The organism is Algoriphagus chordae (assembly GCF_003254055.1).
GTDB lineage: Bacteria > Bacteroidota > Bacteroidia > Cytophagales > Cyclobacteriaceae > Algoriphagus > Algoriphagus chordae.
Genome location: NZ_QKZT01000018.1, coordinates 1 through 26175, shown reverse-complemented (window position 1 = coordinate 26175; position 26175 = coordinate 1). Strand labels below are relative to the sequence as shown.

Here is a 26175-nt window from a genome sequence, read left to right as displayed (position 1 = left end):
CTATTAATAATCAAAATATATACGCATGAAGCCCTTAAAAAACATTGGGATTTTTCTGGACCTGAGCGAGACGGATGAGTTTCTCTTGAGTTATTTTAAAAAGCTGGATGATGTGTTTGAGTTTGATTCCTTGACTTTGGTGCATTTTGTGGCCTTAGAAAGTGATTCTGCAGACCTAACTAGCTTAACTCAGCAGCTTCCTAAGCCACTTGAAGAGGTGATTGAAGATGAGGTGTTAGAGTTGGTGGAAAAGGTTTTTGGCAAAAAGAAGTCCAGTATTCACATTAAGATTGAAATGGGTGGCAAATTGGATTCCCTTATAAAGTGGCTGGATTCTCAGCCTTTCAATATGCTGGTGCTGGGCAAAAAAGCCAAGGAAGAAGGTACTGGAGTATTTAGCAGCAAGGTGATTCGCCTGACCAATTCTGATTGCTTGTTTGTTCCAGAAGGAGCAAAGACAGAGTTTGAAAGCATCGTATTGGCGTTGGATTTTTCTGATTATACCGAGAAAGTGATCTTGAGAGGTATGAATCTATCGAAGAAACTTTCTTCCAAATTGATGCCATTGCACATACTCAAAGCTGGCTATCAATATTTTCCCTACTTCAAAAACCAGGAGAAATATCAGAACAGCCTACGTGTCAAAGCAGAGAATACCTTTAAAAAAATCCAAAAGAAAACTGGCCTGAGCGAGGCATTGATTTGTGTGGAAGACAGCGGCAATCATATCAGCCGATCTATCCATGAATATGCCGCAAAACAGCAAGCCAATTTGATCATTATTGGAAACAAAGGTAATGCGGATGCAGATGATCTGTTGATCGGAAGTGTGGCTGAGCGATTGACTTATGCAGAGCGGAAAGTGCCTATTTTGATAGTGAAGCCCAATTGACCAATTTCAACACAATATTGATAGTGATCTGCATGGATCAATGTTACGGCCTATATTCAACTTATTACTGAGCAACAAAATTGTTTATGAAAAAAAAGAACAACTTAACGGTGCTGCTGCTATTGCTGATGGTTATTTCAGCAATAGCACAAGAAAAAAACTATTATAAAGGAGATTTTTCCAAAGCTGAACTAGCTGAGAGGCGAGCCAAGATTTATGAGGAAATAGGAGATCAAGCTATCGCGGTGCTTCAAGGAGCTGCTGAAAACCCAGGTGTCAGTGTTTTTCGTCAGTCCAACAATTTCTACTATTTGACTGGAGTGGAATCTGCCCATGCTTACTTACTTCTCAATGGTAGAACCAAAAGAGCTACTTTATACCTTCCGCACCGAGATGAGGGAATGGAGCGAAGTCAAGGCAAGGTTTTGTCGGCAGAGGATCAAGATTTGGTGCAGGAGCTGACAGGACTTGATGCCGTAAAAGGACTCGAAGATTTGGCTGCAGATTTATCTGGATCTGGGTTGATCCGACCACCTGCTCCAGCACTTTTCTTAGAATTCAGCCCTGCCGAAAATGGCAATGACGGCCGGGATAATTTGCTAGCCAAGCAGGTGATGTCTGCTTCAGATCCATGGGATGGCGCTTCTTCCAGAGAGGGCGCGTTTATCCAAAAGATCAACCAGAGATTTCCTCAATTCGAAATAAGTGATCTCAGCCCAATACTGGATGGAATGCGTACGATCAAAAGTGCAAGAGAGATAGAGCTTATCCGTGAGGCTACGCAGATCGCTGGTTTGGCAATCATCGAAGCCATGAAATCGACTAAGCCGGGAGTGTATGAGTATCAGCTGGGAGCTGCTGCCAAGTATGTGTTTACGATGCATGGAGCGATGGGAGATTCCTATCCTGCCATCATTGGTGGAGGCACCAATGCCTATATGGGGCACTATTTTCACAAGACTGAGAAATTGGTAGATGGAGATTTGGTATTGATGGATTATGCTCCGGATTATAAGTATTACTCTAGTGATGTCACTAGAATCTGGCCAGTCAATGGCCAGTTCACAGATGAGCAGCGGGCATTGTATGAGTTTATAGTTGCCTATAGAGATGCGTTTTTCACACACATCAAACCTGGAGTCACTTCAGGAGAAGTGCTTGATCTGACAGCGGCAGATATGAAAGAGTATATGGTTGGGAAGACATTTGTAAAGCCAGCACATCTCAAAGCAGTAGAAGAAGGAATCAAATTTCGCGGACACTTCCAGCATCCTGTGGGCATGACTGTTCATGATGTAGGACGAGTGCATGGGGTCAAACTTCAAGCAGGAATGGTATTCACGATCGATCCGATGATCTGGATTCATGAGGAAAGATTGTATGTCAGAATAGAGGATGTGGCTTTGGTGACCGAAGATGGTGTAGAAAATCTAAGTGCCTTTGTGCCCTCATCTATTGAAGACATAGAAAAGACCATCGCAGAGAAGGGCTTGATTGACTTTTTGCCAGCGACTGAACTTCCATTGAAATGAGAAATTTGACGAGTAAATCAAAGGCTGTCATGCATAATGGAATGAAGTTTCTGCTAATTCTACTATTGTCGGGTATCAGTACTTTTTCATACGCAGATAAGTATCCCAAAAACCCCAAAGTCAATATTCTGAATTATCAATTTCGGATAGAGCTTTCTGATGATACGGATGAGATCAAATGCAAAACCACCATTGATGTGAGGTATATGGCTGATGGAGTACAGGTATTACGATTGGATTTGACCAAAGCATCTGAGGCTTTAGAAAATAAAGGAATGAGCGTGAGCCAGGTGATGGCAGATGGCAATGAACTGAGTTTTACGCATGAAGGAGATGAATTGAAGATCAATTTGCCTGCTGCTTCAAGCCTAAACCAACGAAGTCAATATACAGTGACATACTCCGGAGTACCGGTGACAGGGCTGAAGATCGCTGAGAATAGGTATGGAGACCGTACCTTCTTTAGTGATAACTGGCCGAACAAAGCGAGAAACTGGCTGGCAGTGGTGGATCATCCTTATGATAAGGCTACCAGTGAGTTTGTAGTGACGGCTCCTGATCATTATCAGGTAGTTTCCAACGGGCTCAAGGTGGAAGAAACAGACCTTGGCAATGGCTATAGACTAACGCATTGGAAGCAGTCTGTTCCGATTGCTTCTTGGCTGTATGTTTTAGGAGTAGCAGAATTTGCTATGCAGCATGTGGATGATTTTGAGGGGAAAGCAATTCAAACCTGGGTTTACCGTCAGGATAGAGATGCGGGTTTCTATGATTTCGCTGAGCCTACCAAAAAAGCACTGGAGTTCTACTCTGATTATGTAGGACCTTTCTCCTATGAGAAACTCGCAAATATTCAATCCAATAGCGTAAGTGGAGGAATGGAAGCTGCTTCAGCGATTTTGTACTCAGAGGGATCGGTGGTAGGTGATCGGAATGAGCGCTGGAGAAATGTGGTAATCCACGAGATTGCTCATCAGTGGTTTGGAAATGCTGTGACCGAATACGATTGGGATGATGTGTGGTTGAGCGAAGGTTTTGCAACTTACTTCACTTCTCTATTCATCGAGCATCAATATGGGCAAGATGCATTTATGGATCAGATGTCAACGAGTAAGAAGCGTGTCGATGCTTTTCATGCCGAAAACCCGGGCTATACCATTATTCATGACAATCTGGAAGATATGACTAAGGTGACCAGTTCTCAGACCTATCATAAAGGCTCATGGGTTTTGCATATGCTGCGAGGAAAGCTTGGAGATGATTTGTTTTGGAAAGGTATTCGTGCCTATTATGCTAAATACCAGGATTTGAATGCTACGACTGCTGATTTTATCAGAGAAATGGAGGAAGTGTCAGGAATGGATCTTGAGGTTTTCTTTGATCAGTGGTTGTACAAACCAGGAGCTTTGGTAGTGGATGGAACTTGGACTTACGATAAGAATAAAAAAGCAGTGAATATCTCGCTGAATCAAAGTCAAAATAATGGGAGCTTATTCGAGATGCCTATTCAAGTGGCTTTTTATGAGTCTGAATCTAAAAAGCCGATACTAGAAACCGTCACGATAGATAAAGAGAAAAACACTTTCTCTCTTCCAGTAGACTTTGAGCCTACGAAAGTGGTGTTGGATCCAGAGTCATGGGTTTTGATGGATGCTGATTTTCAGAAGAAAAAGTAAGGTTTTAACCGCGGGGTTCGCAGAGAGAAACGCGGTCGCGAAGTTTAGAATGTTACAGTAAGTTGTCCTGCTTCTCCAGAAGCAGGACTTTTTTTAGTCTAAATTATGGGTTGTAGAGACATCGCACATCGGTTTTTGGTGATAGTTCCCTTAGGTTTATTGCTGAGACAGATTAGAACTCCTACGATAGAGCTTCGCAATTACAAATCACGAACAGCGTAGTTTTAACCGCAAAGCACGCTGGGAGGAACGCGGAGGCCTCGAAGTTGATTAAATTTATATCCACAATGATGACAGTAGCAACACAATCACCATGGCATATTGCGACGAGCTCAGTAGCCGGCCTCGGAGACCGGATTTAGTTTGTGGCAGAGGTAGGATGAGGAATTACGGCAGAGCCGTAATTCCTTATCCTACTAACTCTATACTTGAGCTGCGTTGGTCGAGCTTGCCGAGACCATCCTATTTAAAATATCTATAGGCAAGAAAGTGAATATTTGCTACAGTAAGTTGTCCTGCTTCTCCAGAAGCAGGACTTTTTGGATCTAATTTTTTGACTTTTTTTGACTTTGTAAATTGACTTTTGGTGATACTTCCCTTAGGCTGATTGCTGTGTCGGATTAGAAATCCTACGATAGATTTTTGGGATGGCAAATAACGAACGGTCAGGTTTTAGCCAGGGAGGCAGCGAGTTTCACCCTTTCAGGGCTTTGGAGAATTGTCGATTCATTTACCCTGCACTTCGTACAGGGTTATGAATGCTTATGCACCTTCGGCGCTTTTCTGTGCCACAGGGGCCTGTCAGTAAAGAATCGTATTCAGCTGACCAAAAATGTGTGCTAAATTATCTTCCGCTCCGAAATCTTTGCTGACATAAAATCGATAATCTCTTATCAATAAGCAGGAAACTCCTGCTCCAATCCTTTGAATTGATCGATCATTTCCCAGTTGGCTCTGTAGAAGGTGTTTAGAAGTCTACCGCCAACGGATCCATCTTCTATGAACCGCAATGCAGCAGCTAGGCGAAGGTCATTTTGATCTCCCCAATTGAATTGAGGCGAATCTCCTACCGCGAAGTCAGCGGGGAATCCATCGAAATACTCAGCTTTTCCCTCAGCATTTGCTGTGGCAAAAGTGATAGGAACTAGCTCCACGTTATTTTGCTTCAGTATGTCATTGTAGTTGGAGAGGGGGAAGGATCCCACAGGTTTACCATAGGTGTTGTCACCAACTAGGATGATATCACTGTAAGGATTCAGTGAATTGATTACTAATTCAGAGGCTGAAGCAGAGCCTCTAGAGGTGATGAAAATCAATTTGTCTAGGTTCAGGCTTCCCTTCTTTTCGAAGTGGACAGATTTCTGCAGCTCTGATTTTAGAGAATTCAGCTTATTGGTGTACATCAATTTCCCTGAGTTGGAGGTCTGGATCAGGTAATTGTTGATTTGCTCAGCTACTGCCACTGAGCCTCCGCCATTGTATCTGAGATCGATGATCAATTCATCAATTCCTGCAGCTTCGAAAAACGCCATGGATTCATCCACTTCCAGACTTTTGGTAGGAGATTGACCGGCTGTAGCTTTGAAGCTCTGATAAACCCAGTATCCCACTTTTTTGTCGGCAAGATCAATTACCTCCTGATGAAGCACTGAATTTGACTGGTATTCAGCTTTTATATTGGTGCGGGTTGTACTGCTGCCGTCGGGTAATTTGAAAGTGAAGGAATTGCTGATTCCAGGGTCTGAGCTACCCAACTGGAAATCGTATCCACCAGAAGCATTTTGATAGGCTGAGATAGGCTTTCCATTTATTGCTGTGATTTCCCAGCCACGCTGCCAGCCGTCTAGACCTGCAGGAGATTCCGCAAACACAAAAGTAAGGTAGAGCCTTTCGGTAGCATCGAAGGCGAATCCAAAACCATGACCAGCATTTTTGCCCACAAATGCCTTGTTGAATGCTTCCTGAGTAGTGAGATAGGAGAAGCGGTCCAGTGGTTTGAAGGTGATGGCATTTAGAAACTCTTCATTCGAAGAATAATCAGCAGTATTGACAGAGGCTGGTAGCTCTTCATTCCAATAATACCATTCCTCCATAGAATCAAAAATAGCAGCTCTCACCTTATCCGATTGTGGATCAGGAATTATCTCATCCTTTGGGTCACAAGACCAGATGAGCAAAATTAACAGTCCGAAAATCCACTTAGAGTTATTCATATGATTAGGATAAACTGTTGTAGTAACTACGAATGAGAGCTGCTTTTGGATCTAGATTAGATCGCGATGTCGTACACTTGTACTTTTTTCCACATGTGGGAATACTTGTCAATAAACTCTAGGTGCAGCGGATCGGACTGGTAGACCAATTGATCTTCTAAGCTATCAAAGAAAGCCGTACAAGACACTTGGAAGCTATGATCGACTACATCTCTGTCTTCGGTAGCCGCAGGCGTACCAGCGATGAATTTGCCTACCGTTTTGCAGCGACCTAGCATAGGGACAGCTTCTGTGAGAAATTCTTGCGTATTGGCTTCATCATGTAGCCAAAAGTAAACTTGGTGAATCATTTTTTGTTTTGCCATTTCTTTAGCGATTGAGGTTATAGGTAAGACAGCAGTGGCACTTGCCAAGCCGATGGTTTTGATAAAATGTCTTCTTGATTTCATTTCTGTTGGTTTTGGCTTGAAAGATACTAGGTTTTTCAAACGGACAAATATCAGTTTGAACCGTGATTCTAAAGATAAAAATTTAAATTACTTTTAGATAATCAGGCGATTTTTTGCCTTCCTTTTGAATTTCAATTCCCTTTTTTCAATAAAACCATAAAAGCATGAATTATAGAATCTTAGGAAAGACCGGATGGAAAGTTTCAGAAATAGGTCTGGGAACATGGCAAGTTGGAGGAGGTTGGGGCACCCCGTTTAAGCCGAAAATAGCAGAGGAAATATTGCATGCAGCCTTTGACAAGGGAGTGAATTTTGTAGATACAGCGGATGTCTATGATGCTGGTTTGAGTGAAGCGATGGTGGGACAGGTGGTCCGAGAGCGATCAGAGCGAATTTATGTGGCTACTAAGTGTGGCAGAAGAATTCAACCGCATATTGATGAGACTTATACTGTTGATAAATTACGTAGACATGTGGAGGATAGCCTGAGGAATACAGGACTGAATAGGTTGGACCTGATCCAGTTGCATTGCCCACCTACTTCTGTGTACCAGAGAGATGATGTTTTTCACTTGTTTGAGAAGTTGATAGCGGAGGGGAAAGTTGCCGCTATGGGGGTGAGTGTAGAGCAGGTGGATGAAGCTAAATGTGCCATGGAATATGAGGTTGTTTCTAGCATACAGGTGATCTTCAATATGTTTAGACAAAAGCCAGCTGAGGAGCTTTTTACCCTTGCGACCGCAAAAAATATAGGATTGATCATTCGCGTCCCACTTGCTAGTGGATTGCTTTCCGGTAAAATCACTTCAGAAAGCACTTTTTCCAAAGACGATCACCGTCACTTCAATCGGGAAGGGAAGGCATTTGATAAGGGAGAGACTTTTGCAGGAGTGCCGCTAGAAAAAGCATTTCCAGCTTTAGATGAGCTGAGAGAGGTTTTCAAAGGAGATGGAGCTTTGGCTTCTCTTGCCCTTCGATGGATTCTGATGTATGATGAAGTGAGTGTGGTGATTCCTGGAGCATCTAAATTGGCTCAGTTGGAGGCGAATGTGAACGCTGGACAACTACCGGCTATTAGCTCTGAGCAAATGGCTGCCGTGAAGAAAATCTACGACAAGCACATCCGTGCTGAGGTGCATGAGCTATGGTAGTATAAAAAAAATCCCTCAAACTTTAAGCTTGAGGGATTCTATATGTTCTTGAATCTAAAATATGATTAAGATTCTTTCTTTGCGTTTCTAGTTCTTTCGCCTTCGTCCAAATAGATTTTTCTCATTCTCATGGATTTTGGAGTGATCTCTAAGTACTCATCCTTCTGGATGTATTCCATAGATTCTTCCAGAGAGAACTTCTTAGCTGGTGTGATACGTGCATTGTCATCAGATCCTGAAGCACGCATATTGGTCAATTTCTTACCTTTTTGCACGTTTACCACGATGTCATTCTCACGAGAGTTTTCTCCGATCACCTGACCTGTGTATAGATCATCACCTGGCTCTACGAAGAAAGTACCTCTATCCTGAAGTTTGTCGATCGCATAAGCAGTACACTGACCATTGTCCATAGAGATCAATGATCCGTTAATTCTGCCTGGGATTGGACCTTTGAAAGGCTCGTAGGCAGTGAATCTATGGTTCATGATTGCTTCACCTTGAGTAGCGGTAAGCATGTTGTTTCTCAAACCAATCAAACCTCTTGATGGAATGCTGAACTCCAAGTGTTGAAGATCACCTTTTGGCTCCATCACAAGCAATTCACCTTTACGCTGAGTTGCCAATTCGATCACCTTACCAGCAGTCTCCTGAGGTACATCTACTACCAATGTTTCGATTGGCTCAAGCTTCTGACCATTTTCTTCTTTGAAAATAACCTGAGGCTGACCTACCTGAAGCTCATATCCTTCTCTTCTCATCGTCTCGATCAAGACAGACAAGTGAAGAATTCCACGACCATATACCAAGAACTTGTCCTCAGAGTCTGTTGACTCTACACGAAGTGCCAAGTTTTTCTCAGTCTCTTTCATCAATCTATCTCTCAGGTGACGGGAAGTCACAAATTTCCCTTCTTTACCGAAGAAAGGAGAGTTGTTGATCGTGAAAAGCATATTCATTGTAGGCTCATCGATAGAGATTCTTGGAAGAGCCTCTTGATTTTCCACATCAGAGAGCGTATCTCCAATGTCGAAACCTTCGATTCCTGTAACCGCACAAATATCTCCAGCGAATGCTTCCTCTACTTTGTTTTTGCCCAAGCCTTCGAACACATGCAGTTCTTTCACTTTTACTTTTTTCACAGATCCATCAGCCTTCATCAAAGCAAGCTGCTGGTTTTCCTTGATAGTACCTCTTTTGATTCTACCGATAGCGATACGACCTACAAAGTTGGAATAATCCAAAGAAGTGATCTGCATCTGAAGCGTACCTTCTTCGATCTTTGGAGCAGGGATATATTCTACGATTGCATCCAACAAAGGAATGATAGAGTCAGTAGGGTTTTTCCAGTCTGGACCCATCCAGTTTTGCTTCGCAGAACCGTAAAGTGTCTGGAATTCCAGTTGCTCTTCGGTAGCGTCCAAGTTGAACATCAATTCGAATACGGATTCATGAACCTCGTCTGGACGACAGTTTTCTTTATCTACCTTATTCACGACCACGATAGGAGTCAATCCAAGATCCAGTGCTTTGCCCAATACAAATCGGGTCTGTGGCATAGGTCCTTCGAAAGCATCTACCAAAAGGATCACGCCATCAGCCATTTTCAACACTCGCTCTACTTCACCACCGAAATCGGCGTGACCAGGAGTGTCAATGATGTTGATTTTTGTGTCTTTATATCGTACTGATACGTTTTTAGAAAGAATGGTAATTCCTCTTTCACGCTCTAGATCGTTACTGTCAAGAATCAGATCGTCAAATTGCTGATTCTCTCTGAAGAGCTTTGAAGCGTGAATGATTTTATCCACTAGCGTTGTTTTGCCGTGGTCAACGTGAGCGATGATCGCGATATTCCTAATGTTCTGCATGGTTTGCTTATTGAGGCTGCAAAAGTACAAATAAAAATTTGGAGTAAGGTTATCTACCTGTGAAGTTTAGTGTTAAGTGTCCCTATGCCTCCAATTACCTCTATTAAATATGGATTGATTTCCCTTCTACTTTTGGGTTAGAAGGAAAAGTTGTGGCCTTATCAGTTGAGGACACGGAAATTCTATGTTAGGCTGCTTCGTAGATCGCTTGTAGCTTTTTGGTTTCCGCGATGGATCTGTTGAGGACACGTGGGATTAAAAAGATACATATAAAGCATGCGGAAATAGCCAGAACTGATAACCAAGTCAAAATGCTTTGAGGGCTAAAATCAAAATTGTAGTATGGGTTTTCTAATCTGCGCATTCCAAATATGCTGATTTGCATCATGAGGTTGAAAAAAGCAAAAGAATTTCCCGAACTTCTATAGGACACATAGTTCTTAAGACCTTTGCTAACTGTCAAATAAAAACCAAGTAAGATGAAAGCTGCACCTATAATGTAAACACCTCCCCATAAAGGTAGGCTTACTTGCTCTCCGAAAAGTTTGAAATTGACACTTAGCCAATAAAGAATAAATGTTACTATTATAGGGTAGATAATTCTATAGCTAGTGAAAAGTGCTTTGAACTCTTCCCAAAAACATCTTCGATAGCGTCTTTCTATACTTTTGGTATAGGACTCTGCCAAATCAGAAAACCCGAAAATCCCGAATTCCCCATGAACTTTTCGGAAAGCATCGTCAAGTTTCATGTCTGGCTTTTCTTCCAAAAGCACTTCCACCTTGCAAGCCACATGATCCAGGATCTCATATTGCAAATCGATCTCAGGATAGCCTTTATAGGAAATCAGTTTTTTGAGGGTGTCAATTTGGGAAGGGGATAATTTCATACAAGCTGTACTCTTTTGACTGTTCCTGAAAGTACTCTAAATCCTGCAACTAATAGCAGGCAAAACCAAAAGGCAAAAGCATATAACAAGGATTGATTGCTAAATCCAGTCCATTGCAACCATTCTGTTTGTAATGCAAACTGACTTAGCATCGCGACCATAAACAATGTATTTCCTGCTGCCACGATTTGGGAGTTTTTAAGCAATCTGGTTCTTATCAATCCAATTATAGCAAGTGCCAGTAATGTTAAAATAAAGCTTGTCTTCAAAACCTGCTCGGCGAATTCAGGAGTATAGGTGGAGAAAAGATTAACAATACCCCCAATTATGTAGGTCATGAACACTACTTTAAAGAGCAGCCAAAAAGAAAGCATTTTTTTGAAAATAGCTTTCAGCATTCCTACATGACTTTGAAGTAGGAGAGTTCGTTGAAATTTCTTCTGGTCAAATCCATTAAGTTTTTCTTGGAGCAGTATATCGAAGGATGTACTCGCGTCCATCTTTTCTTCAATCTCAGTTGCAAAGTGATCTACCAGTTCTGCTCTGATATCATCATAGAAGATGTTTCCGAGAGAAAAAGAGGATTGAATTCGGGAGATTTGGTCGGAGGAGAGTTTCATATCAGTGCGGTTTTAGATTTGATCTTCCAGGCTCTAATAAGAGTCAGTGTAAGACTGATATAAATGAAAAATATGCATAAACTAATTGGACCGAAGTATTCACTTTCGATGATATTGGCAAAACCTAGATTAGGCACAAAAAACAGAATATGAAAAAGCGACTGCATTAGCATGCCTTGAACCATTATTGTGCTTGCGTAGGAAGATTCAATCGTTTTGTTGCTTTTTATGAGCTTTTTAAATCCCCTAGCTTTTCGAAATGAATTGATGTAAAAACCAATAGATGATAAAATGCATATTATCGTTACTAGAACTATCGCTTTGATTTGTGTTTGAGAGTCAATAGTGTTCCAAACGAAAATCAGGATAGCAACAAATACAGCCGTAGCCACAATCCTTGGCCAAGTGAAGTAAGTCTTGAAAATTGACCACTGAAGGTTGAAAATCTCCTTTTTTGAAGCTTGTAGAAATTTTGCCTGAAGTGCATGGCAGTGACTATACTTGAACTTTTGCTCTAATTCAAATAATTCTTCCTCGAATTTTAAGCTTTCAACGCTTTCCAAATGACTTACATAGTGGTCATAGATCTCCAATAGGATTTCCGCAGAAGTCAATTCCTTGGCGGCAATAGCTCTTTTTACCTGATCAAGTTCCTGTTCTGATAGCTGTCTCATATCAGCGAAGTTTTAGATTTGATCTTCCAGGCTTCAAAAATTGTAAGGGAATGAAGAATAAGATAAGCTCCAAATAGTATACAGATCATATTGATGATGTAAACAGCCACTACATCATGCATACCCCAGATTCTTGGTGCCAAAATAAATAAATTCAACGAGTGAACAGGCCAAATTACGTGGCTGATAAAATTAGAGCTCTGAAAGGATAAAATGAAAATTCCAGAATTCTTGAAATTGAATAACTTCTTTATCGCTTTGTTTTTTCTATGAGTCCTTACTGAAATGATGATTCCAAGTGCAATCAAAAATACTAGTGGAATAAGTAATACGATTAGCTGGAAGTCCCAGGCTAAAAGATTGATTAGAGTTGCTATTAAGACAACAAGAATAGAAGTAAATATCATTCTAGGCCAAGAGAAATAGCTTTTTGCTAATTGCCATTGCAAGGAACGAATTGACTTATTGATCGAATTTTGTAAATCACGCTGAAGTTGTTTGCAATAATCCTGAGTCCATTTTTGATCGAGTAGTGAAAGTTCGGCATGGAAATCAGACACTGGAAGGGTTTCCAAGTGAGTCACGTAATGATCATGGATCTCACCCAGAAGCTCCGTAGCCGAGATTTCTTTTCGGATAATTGACTTCTGAATTAAGGTTAATTCTTCTTCCGTAAGTTTTCTCATAGTTGTCACGTTAAAAAAATCAAATGTTAAAACCAGGTTTAAGGTCTGGAGTAAGGATACGCTGGAGGTTTTCCACGAAACCTTGCAACTCAGACATTTTACTAGTGACTTCCTTTTGGCCGTCTTTGGTTAGGCTGTAATATTTCCGCACGCGGTTGTCCACCTGCTGTATTTCTGTGCTGAGTAGCCCTTCGGCTTCCAGCTTGTGCAAAGCAGGGTAGAGTGCTCCTTCGGTGATTTTGATTTCACCTTCAGTCAGTTCTTTTACTCGCTGGGTGATTTCGTAGCCATACATGCGTTCATTCTCTTCCAAGAGTTTTAGAATGATCGTTTGCAGTGAGCCTTTAATTAGATTGTTATTTGACATGATTTCGCTGTATTGCCTAGCTAAACCAAATATATAAAAATATTACATACATAAGAATCTGAGGTATGGTTTTTATTCAACCATTTCTTGTGATTAAAAAAGCATGAACTTGTAACAGTATGAAATTAGGACCGAAGACGGAAGACCGAAGAGCGATACGGTCTTCCAGAGAGTTAATTCAAAACACCTCGGCAAGCTCGGTGACCAAGGGTATTTATTTTTGGTTGGGAGGAGAAAGTGCGGAGATCCCGCACTTTCTCCTCCCAACCCTGCACCTAGATTTCTCCGGTGGCCGAGCAAGGCCAAGGCCAAGTAGGTTCTATTTTACTCTTTCCATCTTTTCCTTAAACTCTGGCAGAACTTGCAAGTGCTTTTACTATTTAAAAGAGAGACGGAAGACGGGGTACCGAAGCGGCCTTCTGTCTTCGGTCTCCCGTCTTCCAGCTTTTCTCACAAAACTCTTTCATTCTCCGCCAATTTTCCACACTTTTCTCAAATGGACTATCAACAGCTAATTGAAGAAGTGTACCGAGAGGTGCAGGAGGAGAACCTTAGGGGCAAGGTCGCAGACTACATTCCTGAAATTGGAAATGTGGACCCAAATCAGTTTGGGATAGCCTTGGTGGATCTCAAAGGGAATGTATATGGGGTAGGAGATCATCAAATCCCTTTTTCCATCCAAAGTATCAGCAAGGTTCATACGCTTACCATGGTTTTTAATGTATTCAATACTAAGCTTTGGTCGCGCGTGAATGTGGAACCAAGTGGTGATCCTTTCAATTCTATCGCTCAGTTGGAATATGAAAAGGGCATTCCAAGGAATCCCTTTATCAATGCGGGAGCCTTGGTGATCACTGATGCCTTGTGCAGCAAATTTGAAAATCCAATTGATCAGATTACTGATTTTATTAATGAACTGTCGGGTGCAACATGCGTGAAAATCAATCCTGAAGTACAGAGTTCAGAAAAGAATCACGGTGAGCGAAATACGGCCTTGGCTTATTTTCTCAAGTCCTTTAAAAATTTCAACAACCCGATAGATCAGGTGCTGGAGGTATATTTTTCCCAGTGTGCTATGGAGATGAGCTGCGTGGATCTAGCCAAATCCTTTTCCTTTCTGGCTAATGACGGCTATTCTATTTTCGCCAATAGACAGATTCTATCTGAAAGTAGTGCAAGACGTATCAATGCACTAATGTTGACTTGTGGATTCTATGATGAGGCAGGAGAGTTTGCGTACAGAGTAGGGCTACCAGGTAAATCCGGAGTAGGGGGAGGCGTGGCTGCTGTGATGCCCCATAAGTTCAGTATTGCGGTGTGGAGCCCAGAACTCAATGAAAAAGGCAATTCCGTCAAAGCGATTCGTGCGTTGGAGCTATTGACAGATAAGTTGTCATTCTCTTTGTTTTAAAAGCTTAAATCTCTGTCTTTGCCACACGACTGTGCATCTCCACCATCAGCATCAACGCAGCGGAGCCATACCATTCCTTTAGATCCATTCGCAGTACGCCTGCTTTGACGGCAGGATCGGTTGCTGTTAGTTCCTGAGCTTCTTCTAGGCTTTCCACTGCAAAAAAGAATAGCCCACGCAATTCCTCATTTCCAAAGAAAGGTCCAGCCATCACCATTTTACCTTCTTCTGCTAGTCGGTTGATATTCGCCATATGACCAGCTTGGATTTCCGTACGTTCTTGTTCGGAGTATTCATCGACTTTGTCTCCGCGATAAAGAAAGGCGATGACGTATTTTCTCATTCCATATTCGTCTGCATCGACTTCTGCAGCTAGTTCAGGGTCGTAGGTCTCATTTTGGGCAAAAGAATAGGAGCTAACTGAAAACCCGATGATAATTAATAAGAATAGCTTTTTCATAAGTGAAAGGGGGTTGAGTCGGACTTGTTCAAGGTTTTAAATTTAGTAAATATGTTTGATAAGATTTTTTAACTAACTGATTAAGAAAAATTTAGACTTTGTTTCTGGAAGGATGCTTACCTAAAGTTATTTTTGATTGTATAACTCTTTTACAAACATCTAATACCACAAGTCATGAAAAATTCTTTACTAGTTACCTTATTCCTGTTCTTATCAGTTTCTGCTTTTGCCCAAAGGAATGTTTCCGTTGAAATAACTGCTGGAGCTATCAGTTCTTTTTCTTCTGCCACTAATTCTGTTGATGGGAGTAAAGTGCCTATGGAAAATAGTATTGGGGGAAATGCGGGGTTAAGTCTTTTATTTCCAATTTCTGAAAAATGGGATTTGTATTCAGAATTTGGGTTTTACAGAAATGGGATGAGAAATGAGATCAAAAATCCAACAAATGAATTTTATCTTTTTCGATCGATAGTTCCGCCGGCATATACCCCTTCTTTCTCTATTGGTGGGAGATATAATTTTAGCATTAAAAAGCCTGGGTTTTATGTACAACCCGGGTTGACTCTGTCAACTAGTACTTCGATGGGGGCAATGAATGGGTTTGATGGCTCAGGTGAATCCACATTAGAGCAGATCAATAAGATCGGTACGGCGATCAGACTAGATGTGGGCAAGAAGTTTATGACTAAGAAGGATAATTACTTTTTGCTTGGGCTGAGATACCAGCAAGGGATCACCGGTTTAAATAACTATACCAATCCTTTGATTTCAAACGGTGTGGTATTAGGCGAAGTAACTCAGGAGACAAAGGGAAGCTTTTTTGGTGTTTTTGTAGGATATGGCTTAAATACTGGCAATTGGAAACGATCATCCAAAAAGTAATGAAAATCGAGAAAATAGGATGAAAACGATGTAAAAAGCCAAATGAGAGCTGATTTTGGCTTTTTACATTGTTCAAAAAATTAATATAAGATAAGAGCAACTGTGTCAGATTTGGTCCGAAGTTTAAGCCAGTCGGTTAGTTTAGTAGTTTCAATGGCACTAGGTTTTTTTGCAAACTGAGCATAGGCGAGGAGCAGGGTGTCAGTGGTTTTATTGTCTAGATCGCTCACCATAGAACGGTTCAGGGTGAATTTCTTCAGTGTTGGGTGATTGATTTTAGCTTCATTGGCGATTTCATTCCCCAGCAGACGTACCTGTCCATAGTTGGCAACTTCGTTTTCCAGCAGGGATATTTTTTCATCCTTATCTTGGATGAGTCGCTCGTTTCGCTCATAGAGGTCTTTTAGGATATCCGAACGTAACACATTCATGTCAGTGCCTCGGCTTCCACTTTGATTGATTTGCAGCTCGGTATTTTCGAAGCCATTGCTTTTCACTTTTTCTCGAAGAGAGGCAATGTCCCGATCATCGATTACCTCTCCGATAAGATTGATTTTGATCAGACGAGGATCTGTGCTATAGCTGAGTTCTGAATTCAGCACCTGGGTTTTTGGAAATACGAATTCATTTGTGATAAAAGTTTTGGCCTGCTCCTCCCAAAAAGATCTCACCACAATACCGTAAGCCAAGTACACACTCGGTACTATCGTCAGTATGGTGAAAAGGGTAATGTAGGTCTGCACTCTTTTTTCTCTTTTGTTGTCCATGAATTCCTTTTTGGGATATTTCATGAAGCGAACGATGAGGTAAGTCGATAGGGAGATGAAAACCGAATTGATGAAAAACAGGTAGAAAGCTCCCAAAAAATAGTAGGGATTCATAGTGGCCAATCCATAGCCAGCCGTGCAGAGTGGAGGCATCAAAGCCGTAGCAATTGCTACACCTGGAATGGCATTACTTTTCTCTTTTCTGGAGCCGGCGATGATTCCGGCAAGTCCTCCGAAGAGTGCAATAAGCACATCCCAAATCGTCGGCTCTGTCCGCGCGAGCAGCTCAGATTGGGCATCGTCGAGAGGAGTAAAACTGAAGTAAATCGAGGATGTCAAAATCGCAATAAATACGGCCACTCCGAGATTTCTTAGAGAGCGTTTTAGCAAGTCAAAATCATTGATTCCTGCCGCCATTCCGATTCCCATAATGGGACCCATCAGGGGCGAAATGAGCATGGCTCCGATGATGACTGCAGTGGAATTTACATTCAATCCAACCGAGGCTACGAGAATCGCAAAGATCAAAATCCAGAGATTTGCGCCTTTGAATTCCACGTTTTTGCTGATGTATTCTATCGTCGCCAGCTCATCTTCTTTGCCTTCGTGCAAGTCAAAGCGATTGCCGATGTACAGCAAAAATCGAATGAATTGGCTTTTGTTTTTCTTCCTGGCTTTAGGCTCTTCCATAGTTGACTGAAAAATAAATCTTGGCAAAATAACTAAAATCCAGTCCTGTTTTAGACTTCGATACTGCTTATTAATTTGCAGAACAATCTACGGTGGGGGTAAATAGAGAGTTTTGCTAGTTTCCAGGTATAGCTCTAATACCGAGTACTAGCTTAGTAAGCTTTACTTTCTTGTTGTTGGTCTAAAGATCTGATTTATTGTGAGATAAAGCTGGTTTAGGTGTCTCATAATTTGTCTAGGCTAAAAAAATTAGACTTATCTAAATATACGAGGAGGAATGATGAAGGCTTTAAAATTCCCTGATAGAGCTAGATGTTGCAGTGAAAGAGGAATTCTGATTTCTCACTAAGAATTTTTCTTCACAGAAGACAGGGATATTTGAGAAATGGCTTTCAGTGGAGTGGTTTCTGACTTCAGGTTTTACCAAACTTCGCTCAAGGGAATCTTAGCTCCTACCGATAAAATCACTCGAGGGAAATCTATAGAATCCAAAAAAAACACATTTTCCAAAGCAGGACAGGATCCAAGGATTTTCGAAGGGAAATGGTTTTTTGGTTTTAGTCTTGGTGTGGAATTTGCGTACTTGGATATCCCGGAGGGTTCCCTGAGTTTTCTAAAAATTGATTGCTTGGATATGCCTTAAATTTTGCCCGAAAAGAGAACTGAAAAGCGAGTAAAAATCCAAGCGTAATTTTGCTGTCTCGCCCTTTCAAGGATGAGCAAATTCAGCAAAAAAATTGAGGAAAATGAAGCAGTAAAATTTTTGAAAAGCGTAGAAGATCATCCCTCTTAAAATTAATCCTAAGCCTTTGAAGTATTTTAAAACTATCCTTTTGAATAATTTAATTAATTTCGAGCCATCTTATAGAATATATGACCGAAAAAGCAGCAGATAGAAAGCCCCTGCTTTCAAAGAAAATAGATAAGTTTTTTACTGGACTGGCGGACGCTTGGAATTTTGTAAGGCGATTCTTCAAAGAGGTATTTATGCCGCCTTATGAATTTAAGGAGGTTATCCATCAGTGCTATCGCATTGGAGTGGAGTCCTTGCCTTTGATATCTCTCACAGGCTTTATTGTGGGTATAGTATTTACCAACCAATCCAGGCCTTCACTGTCGGAGTTTGGAGCAACCTCTTGGTTGCCTTCCTTGATCTCCATCGCAGTGGTAAGAGCTATGGGGCCATTAGTTACAGCGCTGATAGCAGCAGGTAAGGTGGGCTCCAGTATAGGAGCTGAGATAGGTTCAATGAAAGTGACGGAGCAAATTGATGCGATGGAGGTTTCGGCGACCAACCCATTCAAGTTTCTGGTGGTTACGCGAGTGATAGCCACTACCTTAATGATTCCCATACTGGTGATGTACACAGATTTTGTAGCATTGATGGGATCTTTTCTCAGTGTAAGTGCCAATGAAAAGGTGAGTATGACCACTTTCTTTGTGCAGGTATTTGAATCGATTTCATTCCTTGATATAACTTCTTCGGTATTGAAATCCCTATTATTTGGTTTTACCATAGGAATTGTGGGCTGTTACAAGGGCTATAATTCCTCTAAAGGAACAGAGGGTGTCGGCCGTGCCGCAAATGCTGCGGTGGTAATGGCCATGTTCTTGATATTTATTGAAGAACTGCTTGTACTTCAGATCGTAAACGCAATCCGAGCATTTTAATTATGGAAGATAAGGTTGTAGAAATTCGCGGTTTGGAGAAGTCTTTTGGAGACTTGGATGTACTCAAGGGAGTAGATCTAGATTTATATAAAGGAGAGAATTTGGTTGTCCTAGGGAAATCAGGTTCTGGCAAGTCTGTTTTGATCAAAATCATGGTTGGTCTCCTGAAGCAGGATGAAGGGTTGATGAAGGTGCTTGGCAAGGAGGTTTCTACTCTTAAAACCAAGGATTTAAATGAGTTACGCTTACGTATTGGCTTTTCTTTCCAGAACTCAGCCCTTTACGATAGTATGACAGTTCGAGAGAATATGGAATTTCCTCTGGTGAGAAACATTAAGAATCTGACTAAGAAGGAGATCACTATGAAAATAGAAGGTTTATTGGACAGTGTGGGATTACCACAGTCTATCAATCAGATGCCTTCGGAGCTTTCTGGTGGACAAAAGAAAAGAATCGGTGTGGCGCGCACTTTGATATTAGAGCCAGAGATCATGCTTTATGATGAGCCTACGGCGGGATTGGATCCTATTACCTGCGGAGAAATCAATACGCTTATCACACAAGTTCGAGAAGAGTACAATACCTCATCCATCGTCATTACGCACGATTTGACCTGTGCCAAAGAAACAGGAGATCGAGTGGCAGTGCTGCTGGATGGTCAGTTTGACGCAGTGGGGACTTTCGAAGAAGTATTTCCAAATGCAGAAGACAAACGTATCAAATCATTTTACGATTATAATTTCATCAACTCATGAGAGGGGAAAATAAAAGATCAGTTATAGTAGGCATATTTGTCTTTTTAGGCATAGCTATCCTTGTTGCCGGGGTGTTGACTCTAGGTGGTCAGCAGAAAAAATTTGTAAAGTCAATCCAGTTGAAAGCTGTTTTCGATGATATCGGAGGCCTTCAGACGGGAAACAACATCTGGTTTTCAGGAGTGAAAATCGGAACAGTCCGCAAAATCAATTTCTACGGAGATTCTCAGGTAGAGATAGAAATGAACGTGGAAGAAGAAGTCGTGGAATTCATCAGAAAGGATTCCAAAGCGACAATCAGTTCTGATGGCCTTATAGGCAACAAAATCATTATGATCTATGGAGGAACCACCTTGGCTCCACCAGTAGAAGACGGAGATAGACTGGAGTCTGTGATGCCGCTAGATACTGATCAGATGATGGAGACATTGCAAGTCAACAATGAAAACCTAGTGGAAATCACTGGTAACCTAAAAAACCTAACCAGCAAACTAGCCGAAGGCGAAGGAATGGTAGGAGCTGCTCTCACAGATTCCCTGATGGCAGAAAGCTTCAGAGCGATAGTAAATAACCTTAATCAAGCTTCGATTAATAGCAATCGAATGATTAATGAATTGAATAGCTTCACCTCCAAACTGAATCAGAAAGGCAATCTCTTCAATGACCTGGTGACTGATACGACTATGGCTACTGACTTGAGAAACTCTATGGAGAGCCTAAAGCAAGCTGCAGCCAACTCAGAGGAAATGACTCAGAAGCTAAGCGCAGTTACTGATAAGTTTAACGATCCTAGCAATTCAATGGGAATGCTCTTGAGCGATCCAGAATTTGCTCAAAGCCTTAAAAGTACCCTCGAGAATGCTGATTCTGCGGCATACAACTTGAATCGCGGTATGGATGCATTGGAATATACTTGGCCTTTCAACAAAGGTTTTAAGCGAAAGCAAAAAGCAGAAGCAAAGGAAAATAACTAAGAAGAACTGTTGGGTTAATTGAATGCATTTGATTTAAATGGCTTCGATAAATAGCCCATCTAGAATTTTGTATACAAATAGAAGAGGGGAGAAAATGCAGTTTTAGGCATTTTCTCCCCTCTTTTTGTTTTGGAATCTGCTTGGTTCACTGATGAAGGCTACTTTTAACCTTGTACGAGCAACGAGTAAAATCTCCAATTTACTCGTTGAACTTAGACTTGACCCGACTTTTGGCGGGAGAAAGAAGTCTAGTTTTTAATCCTCCTTTTCACGACCGCGATTGATCTTTTCTCTTGCTTCTTCTTTCTCATCTCCATCTGCTTCCATCGTTTCTGTATCATCAGATGGTGTTAGTACAGCTTTCAATGAAATAGGAAAATGATCTGAGCCTATAGCGCTCTGAACTTTCAAACTGGCTAGGCCAAAATGCTCACTCAAAAAGATATGATCCAGCGGCCATCTGAATAGTGGTACTTTCGCATGAAAAGTATTGAAAAGCCCTCTCCCGCGACGTGGATCAGCCATTTCGGAGTTTTTTAGAAACAGCTCTGTGGTATAACTCCATGCCACATCATTTAAATCTCCTATGACCAAGGAAGGCTTGGAGTTCTCCTTAGATTTTTTTCCTACCAGCAAAATTTCAGCATCTCTTTCTGTGCTATCATCATTTTCTCCAGGAACTGGAGGAGTAGGATGAATCGCATAAATGGTAATTATTTCCCCATTCCGCAACTTTAAATCTATTTCCAGAGAAGGGATTTCATCATCGATCAGATAATTAATTTCCTGACGAACGATTTCCATTCGAGTATAAAGCAGTAGCCCATAGGTATTATCCATAGGGAGTTTTATCTGAGTTGGATAATGCTCTTCTATTTCAGAAAGTCCCTTTTCCCATGCTTTATCTGTCTCTACAAAGAATATCAAATCTGGATCCACGGTCTTTACCAAAGAGACCGCCTTGTGGAATTTTTTATTGTATTGATAGACATTTCCTACCAGAATATGTATTCCTGCTTCCTCGGAATAGGGGACAGTCTCAATCATTTTCTTGCCTAAGGGCGTGAAGGGCCACACTTTGGTAGCGAGGTAAAGAGAAGCTAGTGTTAAAGCTGATATCCAGATATATGGCTCTGGGCTGGACTCGGTGCTAACTATGAATATCCAGCAAGCAATCAAAACCAGCATGATTGCCAGTTTTTGCAGTCTGGGGTAATCGAATATCCGTACCCACCAATAGTCTAGTTTGACCAAGGGGAAAAATGTAGCGAATAGGAAAAAAGCACTGAATACTCGAAGAAGAATGTAGCCCATGTAAAAATTTGATTTTCTTAAGTTAAATTAAAGTTGAGAAAATCTCCCCGCTTTATGGCAAGACTTTGGGACTCAATTACCAAAGATGGAATCCTAAGCAAGAATTTTGAGTTACATCTATGTATCCTTTTTTTTAACCAAAGCCTCTTTTTATCATGAGCCAAGACCCATACCAGATTAAAACTACACTAAAAACTTCAACTGGAGAACATACCTATTGGAGTTTGGAGAAACTTGAAGCAAGTGGTCACCCAGTTAAGCATTTGCCTTTTTCTATAAGAATTTTGTTAGAAAATGCCCTAAGGAATTTTGATGATTTTGCGATCACCAAAGAGCATTTGGAGACGCTGATCAATTGGTCCCCTGAACCCTCAGATAAAGATATTCCATTTAAACCGGCCAGAGTGCTGATGCAGGATTTCACTGGTGTACCCGCAGTGGTGGATATTGCTTCTTTGAGATCTGAAGCCAAAAGAAAAGGTAAAGACCCAAGTAAGATCAATCCTTTGATCCCAGTAGATCTTGTGATCGATCATTCGGTGCAGGTGGATTACTTTGGAACCAACTACAGCTATCAGAAGAATGTAGAGAAAGAATATGAGCGTAATTCGGAGCGATATAAGTTCCTCAAATGGGCACAGAAGACCTTTAATAACTTTTCGGTGGTGCCTCCAGGAATGGGGATTTGCCATCAGGTAAATTTGGAATATTTAGCTCAGGGAGTAATCAAGCGGGATGGTTCTGTCTTTCCTGATACGCTAGTAGGTACAGACTCTCATACGCCGATGGTGAATGGAATCGGCGTTGTAGCCTGGGGAGTAGGAGGGATAGAAGCAGAAGCGGCCATCCTAGGCCAGCCGATTTACTTTATCATGCCAGAGGTAGTTGGATTAAAGCTGACTGGTAAACTACCAGCAGGGACTACCGCTACGGATATGGTATTGACCATTACCGAGTTGCTGAGAAGAAATAGCGTAGTAGGGAAGTTTGTGGAGGTATTTGGACCAGGTCTAGATCATCTCTCAGTTCCTGATAGAGCTACGATTTCGAATATGTCTCCAGAGTTTGGCTGTACGGTTACCTATTTCCCAATTGATGATCGCACGCTTGATTATATGGGCAAGACCAATCGTTCCAAAGAGCAGATCAAATTGGTGGAGGATTATTGTAAGGCTAATATGCTTTGGAGAAAAGACGAAGAACTCATCAATTATAGTTCTGTAGTGGAATTGGACTTGGGGACGGTCGAAGCCACTGTTTCTGGCCCAAAACGTCCTCAAGACAAGATTTTGGTGAAAGATTTCAAACCGAAATTTGGTGAATTGTTGGAGTCAATTCACGGTCGTCAATACATCCCTATCGAAAAAAGAGAAGAAGTTTCCCGCTTTCTTGAAGAAGGAGGAGGGCAGACCGAGGATCAATCAGGCGTGCAAGCTCCTGCAGAGACGGAGATCAAAACCAAGATCAAAAATGGGTTGAAAACTGTATCAGTGGATCTGCACAATGAGAAATTTGAATTGTATGATGGTTCTATCGTCATCGCAGCGATTACTTCCTGTACCAATACTTCCAACCCTTCCGTAATGCTGGGAGCTGGCCTTGTGGCTAGGAAAGCGCGTGAATTGGGATTAGATGTAAAACCTTGGGTGAAAACTTCCCTGGCTCCAGGTTCCAAAGTGGTAACGGACTACTTAGAAAAAGCAGAGCTACTAGAAGACTTAGAAGCCTTGAAATTCCACACCGTCGGTTATGGCTGTACTTCCTGTATCGGTAACTCAGGGCCACTTCCTAGACACATTGCACAGGCAGTGGAGGATAATGATCTGGTCGTGGCTTCGGTGCTTTCTGGAAATAGAAACTTTGAAGCTCGTGTGCATCCTCAGGTGAAAATGAATTACCTCATGTCCCCGATGCTCGTGGTCGTATATGCACTTGCAGGCCGTGTAGATGTGGATTTGTACAATGAGCCAGTAGGGTATGACCCGAATTTGGAGCCAGTATATATGAAGGATATCTGGCCATCTAATGATGAAATAGCTGAGGTGGCGAAAAAAGTCCTTTCTCCTGATGATTATGCGAAAAGCTATGGGGAGATCTTCGAAGGAAATGATATTTGGAAAGAGTTACAATCTGGTGAAGGGGAAATTTATCCTTGGGATGATAGCAGTACCTACATCAAAGAAGCGCCTTTCTTCAAAGGCATTTCTGTAGATGTACCGGAAGCAAAAGACATCGTGAACGCAAGAGTTTTATTGAAACTGGGAGATTCGATCACTACAGATCATATTTCTCCGGCTGGATCATTCAGGCCTGATACGCCTGCTGGGAAATATCTGAACGGACGAGGAGTAGAGCGACCAGACTTCAATTCGTACGGTTCGCGTAGAGGTAATGATGAAGTAATGGTACGAGGTACTTTTGCCAACGTCCGTATCAAAAATCAATTGAGTACCCAAGAAGGCGGGTTTACCACTTACGTTCCTTCTGGTGAAGAAATGTCTGTATTCGAAGCTTCCGAGAAATATCAGGAAGCTTGTGTCCCACTTGTTGTTTTGGCAGGAAAGGAATATGGTTCGGGATCTTCCCGTGACTGGGCAGCCAAAGGAACAAATCTACTAGGCATCAAAGCTGTGATTGCAGAAAGCTACGAGCGTATTCACCGAAGTAATTTGGTGGGAATGGGTGTACTTCCACTTCAGTTTTTGCCAGGGGAAAATGCCGGGAGTTTGGGACTGACGGGTAAAGAAGAGTTCAGTATTTTGGGGATTGAGTCAGGATTGACCCCTTCCCAGCAATTCGAGGTGACCGTGAAGTCAGAAGCCCAGGAGAAGAAAATCCAGGTGCTGTCCCGCTTGGATTCAGAAGTGGAAATCGCCTATTATAAGCATGGAGGTATTTTGAATTATGTTTTGAGGGATTTCTTAAAGGAATAAGGGATGTTGGGTGCTTGATGTAGGATGACCGATGCGGGCTGCCGCAAATGTTGGATTTCATGCTAGATTTTAATTAAGCAAAACCCGTCAGAAATGGCGGGTTTTGTTGGTTTACTAGTCAAAATTTATGAGGGAAGATGTGGGTTATCGCTTGTTAACAGAATGATAAGTTTTTAGAAAATTTCTAAACTACTATTGCTTTTATAGCCACGAAGGTTTATACTTAAGAAGTTTTTAGACACTTAACTAGTATTATTTTATGAAATCTATTATGAAAAACACTTACCCCCCCCCTCAAGTACAAATTTTTAAGTAGATCTGGATTTTGGTCATTTCTGCTTCTGGCTATGATGCTCGTTATTGCCTCCTGTGTAAGTGAGGAAGAACCTGTTGAGACCCCAATCTCTGATGCTCAGCAAGCAGTAGCAGATGCGAAGGCTTGGTTTGGGCCCCAAGAAGAGTTTGGGGTTCCTGTATCAGCAGGAGCGAATGCACGAGTAAGGAATCAGATCAAGAAAATCCATTGGAACAAAGCTATAGTCCATGAAGAAGGCAGAGTGATTGAAGTGGAAATCACATACAATGTTTTCTCAGTGCCCATCCGCTCGGCCAAAACGATCAACGACATCAAAAGAAAGCAGAAGGATGCATTTTTTCGATTAATTCTTGAAAGAAGAGATGATGGAGGGTTTGATAAATTTATACTCAAGTATTTTCCTGAGGGATCTTCATCCAACCAGAAAAAGCTTCAGGTCAATAACTATACGATATGGAGTAAAGATTTTTCTGGAGACATACAGATGATCTCTTGGGATGAGGAATTGAGCACAGGATGGTTTGTGCAAAATGGGGAGAAGGTATATACCTATTTTCCAAAGAATGAATCAGGTAAGAAAAGCAGATCAAATGCAAATGCTGCGCTTAATTGTACACCTATTTTGGAAGAAGTTTGCTTTAGCCCCAATTATGCAATAGGAATAGTAAAGTGATCCAAAATCTTTGAAAGGGAATAGAAAACCACGATTTTTAATAGAATTAAATCTCACCAAAATGGTTAATCTGCCGATTGAGTATTCCGACAAGCCAGTCACACCCTTTGGGGGAATGAGTTTGATGAAGCGTTTTGTGGATCAGATTGGAATCGAGGAGTATCTCAGCTCCCTTGATTTACCTCAGCCGGGATCTAACAGAGGCTATGATCCGGCAGATATTGTGACTTCATTTTGGCTAAGCATCTGGACTGGGGCTAGCCGTTATATTCATTGTGACTGGCTGCGTTATGATACGGTATTACAGTC

The 26175-nt window shown here is 41.6% G+C and carries 24 protein-coding genes and 1 pseudogene; 13 read left to right on the top strand and 12 right to left on the bottom strand.

Annotated elements, in window-relative coordinates; all coding sequences use genetic code 11:
- The first annotated feature begins 25 nt into the window (after positions 1-25).
- The 3 genes from LV85_RS17270 to LV85_RS17260 all read left to right on the top strand — a co-directional run bounded on the left by LV85_RS17270 (position 26) and on the right by LV85_RS17260 (position 4100).
- Positions 26-892 (top strand): universal stress protein, encoded by an 867-nt coding sequence (locus LV85_RS17270; protein ID WP_111321741.1) that lies wholly within the window; start codon positions 26-28, stop codon positions 890-892.
- A gap of 86 nt (positions 893-978) precedes the next feature.
- Entirely contained in the window at positions 979-2424 is a 1446-nt protein-coding gene (locus LV85_RS17265) for a M24 family metallopeptidase (protein WP_111321739.1), read from the top strand.
- Positions 2421-4100 (top strand): M1 family metallopeptidase, encoded by a 1680-nt coding sequence (locus LV85_RS17260; protein ID WP_111321737.1) that lies wholly within the window; start codon positions 2421-2423, stop codon positions 4098-4100. The genes LV85_RS17265 and LV85_RS17260 overlap by 4 nt, the downstream gene beginning before the upstream one ends.
- Positions 4101-4562: 462 nt before the next feature.
- On the opposite strand, the gene LV85_RS22260 is transcribed toward LV85_RS17260, so the two are convergent.
- The 3 genes from LV85_RS22260 to LV85_RS17245 all read right to left on the bottom strand — a co-directional run bounded on the left by LV85_RS22260 (position 4563) and on the right by LV85_RS17245 (position 6762).
- Positions 4563-4754 (bottom strand): hypothetical protein, encoded by a 192-nt coding sequence (locus tag LV85_RS22260; RefSeq protein WP_111321735.1) that lies wholly within the window; start codon positions 4752-4754, stop codon positions 4563-4565.
- A 239-nt stretch (positions 4755-4993) separates the two neighbouring features.
- Positions 4994-6313 (bottom strand): S41 family peptidase, encoded by a 1320-nt coding sequence (locus LV85_RS17250; RefSeq protein WP_111321733.1) that lies wholly within the window; start codon positions 6311-6313, stop codon positions 4994-4996.
- A 56-nt stretch (positions 6314-6369) separates the two neighbouring features.
- Entirely contained in the window at positions 6370-6762 is a 393-nt protein-coding gene (locus LV85_RS17245) for a Dabb family protein (RefSeq protein WP_111321890.1), read from the bottom strand.
- Positions 6763-6926: 164 nt separating this feature from the next.
- On the opposite strand from LV85_RS17245, the gene LV85_RS17240 reads away from it, so the two are divergent.
- A complete protein-coding gene (locus tag LV85_RS17240; protein WP_111321731.1) occupies positions 6927-7913 on the top strand; it encodes an aldo/keto reductase in 987 nt (328 codons plus the stop codon).
- A 65-nt stretch (positions 7914-7978) separates the two neighbouring features.
- On the opposite strand, the gene typA is transcribed toward LV85_RS17240, so the two are convergent.
- The 6 genes from typA to LV85_RS17210 all read right to left on the bottom strand — a co-directional run bounded on the left by typA (position 7979) and on the right by LV85_RS17210 (position 13020).
- A complete protein-coding gene (typA, locus tag LV85_RS17235; RefSeq protein WP_111321729.1) occupies positions 7979-9784 on the bottom strand; it encodes a translational GTPase TypA in 1806 nt (601 codons plus the stop codon).
- Positions 9785-9971: 187 nt separating this feature from the next.
- Positions 9972-10673, bottom strand: a complete 702-nt coding sequence (locus LV85_RS17230) for a hypothetical protein (protein WP_111321727.1) — start codon at positions 10671-10673, stop codon at positions 9972-9974.
- On the bottom strand, positions 10670-11293 hold the full coding sequence (locus LV85_RS17225) for a VIT1/CCC1 transporter family protein (RefSeq protein WP_111321725.1): 624 nt from the start codon (positions 11291-11293) through the stop codon (positions 10670-10672). Before LV85_RS17225 ends, LV85_RS17230 begins: the two co-directional genes overlap by 4 nt.
- Positions 11290-11967 (bottom strand): hypothetical protein, encoded by a 678-nt coding sequence (locus LV85_RS17220; protein ID WP_111321723.1) that lies wholly within the window; start codon positions 11965-11967, stop codon positions 11290-11292. Before LV85_RS17220 ends, LV85_RS17225 begins: the two co-directional genes overlap by 4 nt.
- Positions 11964-12653, bottom strand: coding sequence for a hypothetical protein (locus tag LV85_RS17215; RefSeq protein WP_111321721.1), 690 nt, complete (start codon positions 12651-12653; stop codon positions 11964-11966). Before LV85_RS17215 ends, LV85_RS17220 begins: the two co-directional genes overlap by 4 nt.
- 19 nt (positions 12654-12672) lie before the next feature.
- Entirely contained in the window at positions 12673-13020 is a 348-nt protein-coding gene (locus tag LV85_RS17210) for a PadR family transcriptional regulator (RefSeq protein WP_111321719.1), read from the bottom strand.
- A 496-nt stretch (positions 13021-13516) separates the two neighbouring features.
- Here LV85_RS17210 and LV85_RS17205 point away from each other — a divergent pair, with 496 nt between their 5' ends.
- Positions 13517-14431, top strand: coding sequence for a glutaminase (locus tag LV85_RS17205; protein ID WP_111321717.1), 915 nt, complete (start codon positions 13517-13519; stop codon positions 14429-14431).
- 4 nt (positions 14432-14435) lie between these two features.
- Here the strand turns inward: LV85_RS17205 and LV85_RS17200 are convergent, their stop codons facing one another.
- Positions 14436-14891, bottom strand: coding sequence for a YciI family protein (locus tag LV85_RS17200; RefSeq protein WP_111321715.1), 456 nt, complete (start codon positions 14889-14891; stop codon positions 14436-14438).
- 174 nt (positions 14892-15065) lie between these two features.
- Between LV85_RS17200 and LV85_RS17195 the strand changes: the two genes are divergently transcribed.
- Complete coding sequence (locus LV85_RS17195) at positions 15066-15773, top strand: outer membrane beta-barrel protein (protein WP_111321713.1); 708 nt, start codon at positions 15066-15068, stop codon at positions 15771-15773.
- Positions 15774-15853: 80 nt separating this feature from the next.
- On the opposite strand, the gene LV85_RS17190 is transcribed toward LV85_RS17195, so the two are convergent.
- Positions 15854-17230: a TIGR00341 family protein gene (locus LV85_RS17190; RefSeq protein ID WP_111321711.1), complete on the bottom strand. Its 1377-nt coding sequence runs from the start codon at positions 17228-17230 to the stop codon at positions 15854-15856.
- 385 nt (positions 17231-17615) lie between these two features.
- On the opposite strand from LV85_RS17190, the gene LV85_RS17185 reads away from it, so the two are divergent.
- The 4 genes from LV85_RS17185 to LV85_RS17170 all read left to right on the top strand — a co-directional run bounded on the left by LV85_RS17185 (position 17616) and on the right by LV85_RS17170 (position 20630).
- Positions 17616-17873, top strand: coding sequence for a hypothetical protein (locus LV85_RS17185; RefSeq protein ID WP_111321709.1), 258 nt, complete (start codon positions 17616-17618; stop codon positions 17871-17873).
- A 230-nt stretch (positions 17874-18103) separates the two neighbouring features.
- Positions 18104-18901: an MlaE family ABC transporter permease gene (locus LV85_RS17180; protein WP_111321707.1), complete on the top strand. Its 798-nt coding sequence runs from the start codon at positions 18104-18106 to the stop codon at positions 18899-18901.
- A 2-nt stretch (positions 18902-18903) separates the two neighbouring features.
- Positions 18904-19656 carry an ABC transporter ATP-binding protein gene (locus tag LV85_RS17175; RefSeq protein WP_111321705.1) on the top strand — a complete coding sequence of 251 codons (753 nt, stop codon included), beginning with the start codon at positions 18904-18906 and terminating at the stop codon, positions 19654-19656.
- Positions 19653-20630 (top strand): MlaD family protein, encoded by a 978-nt coding sequence (locus LV85_RS17170; RefSeq protein ID WP_111321703.1) that lies wholly within the window; start codon positions 19653-19655, stop codon positions 20628-20630. The genes LV85_RS17175 and LV85_RS17170 overlap by 4 nt, the downstream gene beginning before the upstream one ends.
- 255 nt (positions 20631-20885) lie before the next feature.
- Here the strand turns inward: LV85_RS17170 and LV85_RS17165 are convergent, their stop codons facing one another.
- A complete protein-coding gene (locus tag LV85_RS17165) occupies positions 20886-21944 on the bottom strand; it encodes an endonuclease/exonuclease/phosphatase family protein (RefSeq protein ID WP_111321701.1) in 1059 nt (352 codons plus the stop codon).
- 155 nt (positions 21945-22099) lie between these two features.
- On the opposite strand from LV85_RS17165, the gene acnA reads away from it, so the two are divergent.
- From acnA to LV85_RS17150, 3 genes and pseudogenes are all read left to right on the top strand, one after another.
- Positions 22100-24877, top strand: coding sequence for an aconitate hydratase AcnA (gene acnA / locus LV85_RS17160; protein ID WP_111321699.1), 2778 nt, complete (start codon positions 22100-22102; stop codon positions 24875-24877).
- A gap of 347 nt (positions 24878-25224) precedes the next feature.
- The gene (locus tag LV85_RS17155; RefSeq protein ID WP_111321697.1) at positions 25225-25866 is read left to right on the top strand and encodes a hypothetical protein; all 642 of its coding nucleotides are present in this window, start codon (positions 25225-25227) and stop codon (positions 25864-25866) included.
- Between the two features lie 61 nt (positions 25867-25927).
- Positions 25928-26175: pseudogene (locus LV85_RS17150) on the top strand (hypothetical protein); the annotation flags it as partial.

Bases quoted from the DNA above. Each gene is read 5' to 3' on its own strand.
- LV85_RS17270 (WP_111321741.1), top strand. From the start codon at position 26: ATGAAGCCCTTAAAAAACATTGGGATTTTTCTGGACCTGAGCGAGACG.
- LV85_RS17265 (WP_111321739.1), top strand. From the start codon at position 979: ATGAAAAAAAAGAACAACTTAACGGTGCTGCTGCTATTGCTGATGGTT.
- LV85_RS17260 (WP_111321737.1), top strand. From the start codon at position 2,421: ATGAGAAATTTGACGAGTAAATCAAAGGCTGTCATGCATAATGGAATG.
- LV85_RS17250 (WP_111321733.1), bottom strand. From the start codon at position 6,313: ATGAATAACTCTAAGTGGATTTTCGGACTGTTAATTTTGCTCATCTGG.
- LV85_RS17245 (WP_111321890.1), bottom strand. From the start codon at position 6,762: ATGAAATCAAGAAGACATTTTATCAAAACCATCGGCTTGGCAAGTGCC.
- LV85_RS17240 (WP_111321731.1), top strand. From the start codon at position 6,927: ATGAATTATAGAATCTTAGGAAAGACCGGATGGAAAGTTTCAGAAATA.
- typA (WP_111321729.1), bottom strand. From the start codon at position 9,784: ATGCAGAACATTAGGAATATCGCGATCATCGCTCACGTTGACCACGGC.
- LV85_RS17230 (WP_111321727.1), bottom strand. From the start codon at position 10,673: ATGAAATTATCCCCTTCCCAAATTGACACCCTCAAAAAACTGATTTCC.
- LV85_RS17225 (WP_111321725.1), bottom strand. From the start codon at position 11,293: ATGAAACTCTCCTCCGACCAAATCTCCCGAATTCAATCCTCTTTTTCT.
- LV85_RS17220 (WP_111321723.1), bottom strand. From the start codon at position 11,967: ATGAGACAGCTATCAGAACAGGAACTTGATCAGGTAAAAAGAGCTATT.
- LV85_RS17215 (WP_111321721.1), bottom strand. From the start codon at position 12,653: ATGAGAAAACTTACGGAAGAAGAATTAACCTTAATTCAGAAGTCAATT.
- LV85_RS17210 (WP_111321719.1), bottom strand. From the start codon at position 13,020: ATGTCAAATAACAATCTAATTAAAGGCTCACTGCAAACGATCATTCTA.
- LV85_RS17205 (WP_111321717.1), top strand. From the start codon at position 13,517: ATGGACTATCAACAGCTAATTGAAGAAGTGTACCGAGAGGTGCAGGAG.
- LV85_RS17200 (WP_111321715.1), bottom strand. From the start codon at position 14,891: ATGAAAAAGCTATTCTTATTAATTATCATCGGGTTTTCAGTTAGCTCC.
- LV85_RS17195 (WP_111321713.1), top strand. From the start codon at position 15,066: ATGAAAAATTCTTTACTAGTTACCTTATTCCTGTTCTTATCAGTTTCT.
- LV85_RS17190 (WP_111321711.1), bottom strand. From the start codon at position 17,230: ATGGAAGAGCCTAAAGCCAGGAAGAAAAACAAAAGCCAATTCATTCGA.
- LV85_RS17185 (WP_111321709.1), top strand. From the start codon at position 17,616: ATGGCTTTCAGTGGAGTGGTTTCTGACTTCAGGTTTTACCAAACTTCG.
- LV85_RS17180 (WP_111321707.1), top strand. From the start codon at position 18,104: ATGACCGAAAAAGCAGCAGATAGAAAGCCCCTGCTTTCAAAGAAAATA.
- LV85_RS17175 (WP_111321705.1), top strand. From the start codon at position 18,904: ATGGAAGATAAGGTTGTAGAAATTCGCGGTTTGGAGAAGTCTTTTGGA.
- LV85_RS17170 (WP_111321703.1), top strand. From the start codon at position 19,653: ATGAGAGGGGAAAATAAAAGATCAGTTATAGTAGGCATATTTGTCTTT.
- LV85_RS17165 (WP_111321701.1), bottom strand. From the start codon at position 21,944: ATGGGCTACATTCTTCTTCGAGTATTCAGTGCTTTTTTCCTATTCGCT.
- acnA (WP_111321699.1), top strand. From the start codon at position 22,100: ATGAGCCAAGACCCATACCAGATTAAAACTACACTAAAAACTTCAACT.
- LV85_RS17155 (WP_111321697.1), top strand. From the start codon at position 25,225: ATGATGCTCGTTATTGCCTCCTGTGTAAGTGAGGAAGAACCTGTTGAG.